Source organism: Nocardia sp. NPDC046763 (assembly GCF_040645495.1).
Lineage (GTDB): Bacteria > Actinomycetota > Actinomycetes > Mycobacteriales > Mycobacteriaceae > Nocardia.
The window spans coordinates 247921-254473 of record NZ_JBEYYI010000012.1; the positions used below are offsets into that span (position 1 = coordinate 247921).

4 protein-coding genes are annotated in these 6553 nt (G+C 71.0%); 3 read left to right on the forward strand and 1 reads right to left on the reverse strand.

Annotated features, from left to right (window positions below):
- Positions 1-17 precede the first annotated feature (17 nt).
- The 3 genes from ABZ909_RS21505 to nudC all read left to right on the forward strand — a co-directional run bounded on the left by ABZ909_RS21505 (position 18) and on the right by nudC (position 5959).
- A complete protein-coding gene (locus ABZ909_RS21505; RefSeq protein WP_357002274.1) occupies positions 18-3833 on the forward strand; it encodes a UvrD-helicase domain-containing protein in 3816 nt (1271 codons plus the stop codon).
- A gap of 111 nt (positions 3834-3944) precedes the next feature.
- Positions 3945-5012 carry a potassium channel family protein gene (locus ABZ909_RS21510; protein WP_357002276.1) on the forward strand — a complete coding sequence of 356 codons (1068 nt, stop codon included), beginning with the start codon at positions 3945-3947 and terminating at the stop codon, positions 5010-5012.
- Between the two features lie 26 nt (positions 5013-5038).
- Positions 5039-5959, forward strand: a complete 921-nt coding sequence (gene nudC, locus ABZ909_RS21515) for an NAD(+) diphosphatase (RefSeq protein WP_357002278.1) — start codon at positions 5039-5041, stop codon at positions 5957-5959.
- A gap of 60 nt (positions 5960-6019) precedes the next feature.
- Here nudC and ABZ909_RS21520 read toward each other — a convergent pair whose 3' ends face one another.
- A complete protein-coding gene (locus ABZ909_RS21520) occupies positions 6020-6271 on the reverse strand; it encodes a mycoredoxin (RefSeq protein WP_357002280.1) in 252 nt (83 codons plus the stop codon).
- Positions 6272-6553: the final 282 nt, after the last annotated feature.

The following is a 6553-nucleotide window of genomic DNA, read 5'->3' on the forward strand; positions in this document are numbered from 1 at the left end:
TGGGGGGTGGTGGCCGGGTGACGGGTGGGCTCACCCCGCGTCAGCTCGCCGACGCGCTGGGCCTGCCGCCGCCCACCGACGAACAAGCCGCCGTCATCGCCGCCCCGCCGGGACCCACCCTGGTGGTGGCGGGCGCGGGCGCGGGCAAGACCGAGACCATGGCCGCCCGCGTGGTCTGGATGGTGGCCAACGGCCTGGTCGAACCCGAACAGGTGCTGGGACTGACCTTCACCCGCAAGGCCGCCCAGCAGCTTACCCAGCGCATCCGCACCCGCCTGGCCCGGCTGGCCGGCGCCCCGGTGGTGCGCGACATCGACCCCACCGGCCACCTCCGCGCTCAGCTCACCCAGTCCGAACCGGAAATCAGCACCTACCACTCCTACGCGGGCCGCCTGCTCACCGAATACGGCCTGCTGCTGCCGGTCGAACCCACCGCCACCCTGCTCACCCAGACCCAGCTGTGGCAGCTCGCCTACCGGGTCGTCTCCAGCTGGGACGGCGACCTCGACACCGAACGCAGTCCCGTCGGTGTCACCGAGGCCGTGCTCGCCCTCTCCGGCCAGCTCGCCGAACACCTGGTGGAACCGCACCAATTGGCCACGGCCCACCTGGAATTGGAGCACCTGGTCCACACCCTCCCCGCCGGACCCCGGCAGAAGGGCGGCCCCAAGAAGGCCCTTCTCGACCTCCTCGAAGCGCAGCACGAGCGCGTCGCCCTGCTGCCCCTGGTGGAACGCCTCACCGAGGAACTCCGCCGCCGCGGCGCCCTGGACTTCGGCGCGCAGATGTCGCTGTCCGCCCGCCTGGCCGCCACCCACGTGGAAGTCGGTACGGCCGAACGCGATCGCTTCCGCCTGGTCCTCCTGGACGAATACCAGGACACCGGCCACTCCCAGCGCATCCTGCTCTCCGCCCTCTTCGGTGCGACGGCTCCGGCCGACCCGGCCGCCGGGCGGACCCGGCGGCAACCGCCGGCCGTGACCGCGGTCGGCGACCCCATGCAGTCGATCTACGGCTGGCGTGGCGCGTCGGCGGCCAATCTGCCGCGCTTCGCCACCGACTTCCCCAGTGCCCCAGGGATTCCCGCGCCGATCCTGCCGCTGCTCACCAGCTGGCGGAATCCACCGGAGGCCCTGGATCTGGCCAACCTGGTATCGGATCCCCTGCGCGAGCGGGCTGCGCGCGGCGGGGGAGTGACGGTGGACGCGCTGCGGCCCCGTCCGGACGCCACGGCCGGACTGGTCGCCTTGGCACTCGCGGAAACCGTTGCGGTGGAACGGGAGTGGGTCGCCGAACGGATCGCCGCCGAATGGGGGGCCGCGAGCGAAGACGGCGACCCGCCGCCCACCTCCGCGGTACTGGTGCGGCGCAATGCCGATGCCGCCCCGCTCGCGGAAGCCCTGCGGGAGCGCGGATTACCCGTGGAGATCGTCGGCCTGGGCGGGCTGCTGCACACGCCGGAGGTCGCCGATATCGTCGCCACCCTGCGCCTGGTCGCCGATCCGTCGGCCGGCAGCGCGGCGGTGCGCATCCTGACCGGTGCCCGCTGGCGGATCGGCGTCGCGGACATCGCGGCTCTGTCCCGCCGTGCGCGGGAGCTGTCCATCCGCCGCCCCGCCGGGCAGACCGACGCCATCACCGATACTGCCACCCTGGACGAGGCGCTGCGCGAGGTCGCGCCCGAACCCGCCGAGAAGGCCGGACTCGGCGACGCCATCGCCGATCCCGGTGAGCCGGACCAGTATTCGGCCCAGGGCTTCGCCCGTATCACGGCCCTCGGCCGCGAGCTCTCCGCGCTGCGCGAGCGGGCCGGGCAGCCGCTGGCCGAACTGGTCGCCGATGTGGAGCGCACGATCGGCGTCGGCGTGGAGACTCAGGCCCGCCGCACTTACGCCGCCGCCGGGCGTGAGCACCTCGATGCCTTCGCCGAGGTGGTGGCCGGATACTCGGCCGATCACCGCTCCTCCCTGTCCGGCCTGCTCGACTTCCTCGCCGCCGCCGAAGAGGTCGAAAACGGTTTGGAGCCGGGCGAAGTCGAGGTCGCCCACGATCGCGTCCAGGTGCTCACCGTGCACGCCGCCAAGGGCCTGGAATGGGAGGTGGTCGCGGTCCCGCACGTGGTGGACGGCACCTTCCCGTCCGGCACCGGCACCGCCACCTGGATGGGTGCTCTCGCCGAACTCCCGACCGCGCTGCGCGGCGACCGCGAGCAGGAGGACGCCACCGACGGCGTCCCCGTCCTCGACCTGGCCGGCCTCTACGACCGCGCCGATCTGGAACGCGCCCTCGACGAGCACAAGAAGGCCCTCGCGGCCCGCCGCCTCGACGAGGAACGCCGGCTGTTCTACGTGGCCCTCACTCGCACCGAGCGCGCCCTGTTCGTCTCCGCCCATCACTGGTCGGAGACCGGCTCGAAACCCAAGGGCCCTTCCGCTTTTCTGCTCGAACTCAAACACGAGACCGAGGCTCCGGGCTCGCAGCTGGCGCACGGTGTGCACATCGACCGCTGGGACGATCCGCCCCTGCCCGACACCTCCAACCCCTTCACCGACAACCCGCAGACCGCCACCTGGCCGCGGGACCCGCTCGGCTCCCGCCGCGAATTCGTGGAGGAGGGCGTGACCCTGGTCAGGGCCGCACTCGAAACCCTGCGCGCCGAATCCCGCCCGCAGCAGACCGAACTCGACTTCGGGCCCGAATTCGGCGGCGCCGCAGCGGATCCCGAGCCAAATCTCGAGCATGAGGACGCGGACGAGGATCCCGAAGGCTGGGCCGAGGATGTCAGCGCCCTCATCGCGGAACACCGCGCCGCCGAACAGGCTATGCGCGAGGTCGAACTGCCCGGCCAGCTCGCCGCCACAGCCCTGGTCGATCTGAGCGCCGACCCCGCGAAACTCGCCGCCCGCCTGCGCCGTCCGCTGCCGTACCCGCCCAGCCCTTACACCCGACGCGGCACCGCCTTCCATGCCTGGCTGCAGCGCTGGTTCGGCGGCGCACGCCTGCTCGGCTTCGAGGAAATGCCCGGCGCGGCCGACATCACCGACACCGACGCCGACCTCATGCGCCTGCAGGAGGCCTTCCTCGCCTCCCCGTGGGCAGACCGCAATCCCGTCGAGGTGGAGATCTCCTTCGAAACCACCATCGCGGGCACCGTGATTCGCGGCCGCATGGATGCCGTCTTCCGCCGCCCCGACGGCACCTGGGTCATCGTCGACTGGAAGACCGGCGCGGAACCGCAACGCGCCGACGAGGATTCGGTCGCCGTCCAGCTCGCCGTCTACCGGCTGGCCTGGGCCCGTCTGGAGGCCGCCCGCAGCGGCCGCACCGAATCCGACCTGCTGGCCGAGACGGTCGCCGCCTTCCACTATGTCCGCACCGGCCGCACCATCGCCCCCGAACACCTGCCCGGCCCAGCCGAACTCGCCGCCATCATCACCGACGCGGCCCCGCGCCGGATTCCGCCGACCCCGCCCGAACCCCCGCTCCCGCCCGAGCCGGACGACGACGATCCGGGTCCTGCCGAGCCCACCGATGTCGAAATGCTGCGTCTCCCCGCCACTTCGGGGCGACCCGGACCCGCCGGATACGACGACGGACCCGCGCCCGAGTTCGAGCCGCCGCCCGACCCGGAAGCGCCGCCCGACCCGGAAGCGCCGCCCGACCCGGAAGCGCCACCCGGCCCCGATGCGCCGCCGCCCTCCGCGCCGATGCCCGCCGAGCGCGCCGCTGCCCGTTCGGGCCCACACTGGGATCCCGTGCCGGGCTTCGATTTCCCGCCCGATTTCGAGCCGCCACCCGATCCGGAGTCGGTGCCGCCGGACCGGCTGCACTGAGCGCCGGACCGCCGCGCGACTTCGCGACGCGCGCCCGCCGAAACCGCCGCACGCCGTTTCGCCCGGTACGCTCCGGACCTGTGCCGCAGCCAGAAGTGACCGGAACGACCGGTGATTCGCGTGTCCGGTGACTCCTCGCGCGGACTGGCCGGTCTCACCGAGCGGCCCGACTTCGCGCTGGTCGGCGTCCTGCGGGTCCCCTCCGCCCAGTCCAGCCCGTGGTATTCGCTCATGCGCCGGCTGGGGCTGGCGGTGCTGCTGCTGGTGGGGGCCACCCTGGTGGTGTACATCGGACGTGACGGCTACCACGACAACGCCCGCGACCGGATGGGCCTGCTGGACTGCGCCTACTACGCCACGGTGTCGCTGTCGACCACCGGCTACGGCGACATCACACCTGTCACCCCCACCGCGCGGCTGATCAATATTTTCGTGGTCACGCCGTTGCGGATCCTGTTCCTCATCGTCCTGGTCGGCACCACCCTGTCGGTGCTCACCGAACGGTCCAGGCAGGCGTTCAAGATTCAGCGATGGAGGCGCACCGTGCGTAATCACACCGTGGTAGTCGGCTACGGCACCAAGGGCCGCACCGCCGTGGACGCCATGCTGGCCGACGGCGCGCAGGCCGGCGACATCGTGGTGGTCGACACCGACCCGCAGGTGCTCGAATTCGCCGCCAATGCCGGACTGGTGACGGTGCACGGCTCGGCCACCAAGTCGGATGTGTTGCGGCTGGCCGGAGTTCAGCACGCCGCGGCCGTCGTGGTGGCCGCCAATCGCGACGACACCGCCGTCCTGGTCACCCTCACCGCCCGCGAAATCAATCCCAGGGCAAAGATTTCCGCGGCCGTGCGCGAGGCCGAGAACACCCACCTGCTGCGTCAGTCCGGCGCCGACTCCGTGGTGGTGTCCTCCGAGACCGCCGGCCGCCTGCTCGGCATCGCCACCACCACTCCGGCCGTGGTCGACATGATCGAGGACCTGCTCACCCCCGAGGCCGGCTTCGCCATCGCCGAACGCGACGCGGAGACCGAAGAGATCGGCGGCTCCCCGCGTCACCTGCGCGACATCGTGCTGGGTGTGGTCCGCGACGGCCGCCTGATCCGCGTCGGCGATCCCGAGACCGACGCCCTCGAAACCGGGGACAGGCTCCTCTATCTGCGCCGCGTCCACGCCTGACGATCACGCCCGTCTAGTCTCGGGGTGTGTCAGGTTTCCAGCTGAATGCCGTTCCGGTGTTGTCCCGTACCTCACTCGACCGGGCCGAAGACCTCCGCTCCGACGAACAGGCCCTCAAAGCGGGCTGGGCCCAGGCCAAACTCCTGCGAATGAACAAGCGCGGCCAGGTCCGCGTCGACAACGGGACCGTGGTGCTCGAGGCCGCACTCACCCTCGCCCCCGAACGTGCGCCCGAGGCCGTCTTCCTCGGTGTGGACGACGGCACCCACCTGTGGGCCGTGCGCGACAACACCATCGAGGGCACGCTGGCCGACCTGCGCGCCTACGGCTCCACCCTGGACCTCGACGATTTCGGCACCGGCCTGCTCTCCACCGCCATCGCCCTGCTGAACTGGCACGACAAGGCGGCCTTCAGCGCCGTCGACGGCACCCCGACCACCTCCGCCAATGGCGGCTGGTCGCGCATCAGCGAAACCGGGCACGAGGACTTCCCGCGCACCGACCCGGCCGTCATCTGCCTCATCCACGACGGCGGCGACCGCGTGCTGCTGGCCCGCCAGCACACCTGGCCGCAGGGATTGTTCTCGCTGCTGGCCGGCTTCGTGGAGGCGGGGGAGTCCCTGGAACGCTGCGTCGAACGCGAGATCAAGGAGGAGGTCGGCGTCGACGTCCGCGAGATCCGCTATCTGGGCAGCCAGCCCTGGCCCTTCCCGCGCTCGCTCATGCTCGGCTTCGCCGGTGTCGCCGACCCGGACCAGCCGCTGGCCTTCCACGACGGCGAGATCGCCGAGGCCTACTGGTTCACCCGCGACGAGGTGCGGGCCGCGCTGGCCGCGGGCGCGTGGGGATCGCCCACCGGGGCCACCGACGGCGAAGCGAAACTCCTACTGCCGGGGTCGATTTCGATCGCCCGGACCATCGTCGAATCCTGGGCCGCCGAAAGCTGATCGGGCACAACAAGAAGCCGCACACCTGGTGGTGTGCGGCTTCTTTCTTCATCCCCGGGGCTAGCCGATGGTGGCCAGGGCCTCTTTCACCTGTACCAGGGTGGGGTTGGTGGCCGTCGAGCCGTCGCGGTACTTCACGGTCGGCACAACGTGATTGCCGTTGTTCACACTGCCCACGAATTCGGCGGCATCGGGGTGGTCTTCGATGTCGATCACCTCGTAGGTAATGCCGGCCTCGTCGAGCTGCTTCTTGAGGCGACGGCAGTAGCCGCACCAGGTCGTCGAGTACATGGTCAGATCGGTAGCAGTCACGGTCGGTGCAACATACTCGCCGCTGGTCGTGTTCCCCGCAGCGGGTCGTTTGTGAGCCGATCGACCCCGTTCCGAACCGATCGAAGATCGGGGGTTGACGAAGAAGTAGTAAGCGCGCATACTATCTTCATGACGCAGATCGCTGAAGCCTCCGCCACCTCGACCGCCACTCCCGCCGCCTTCTTCGCCAAGTGGGCCGACATGGCCACCTGGCCCGAGTGGAACCAGGACACCGAGTGGGTCACCCTCGACGGCCCCTTCCAGCAGGGCGCCACCGGCACC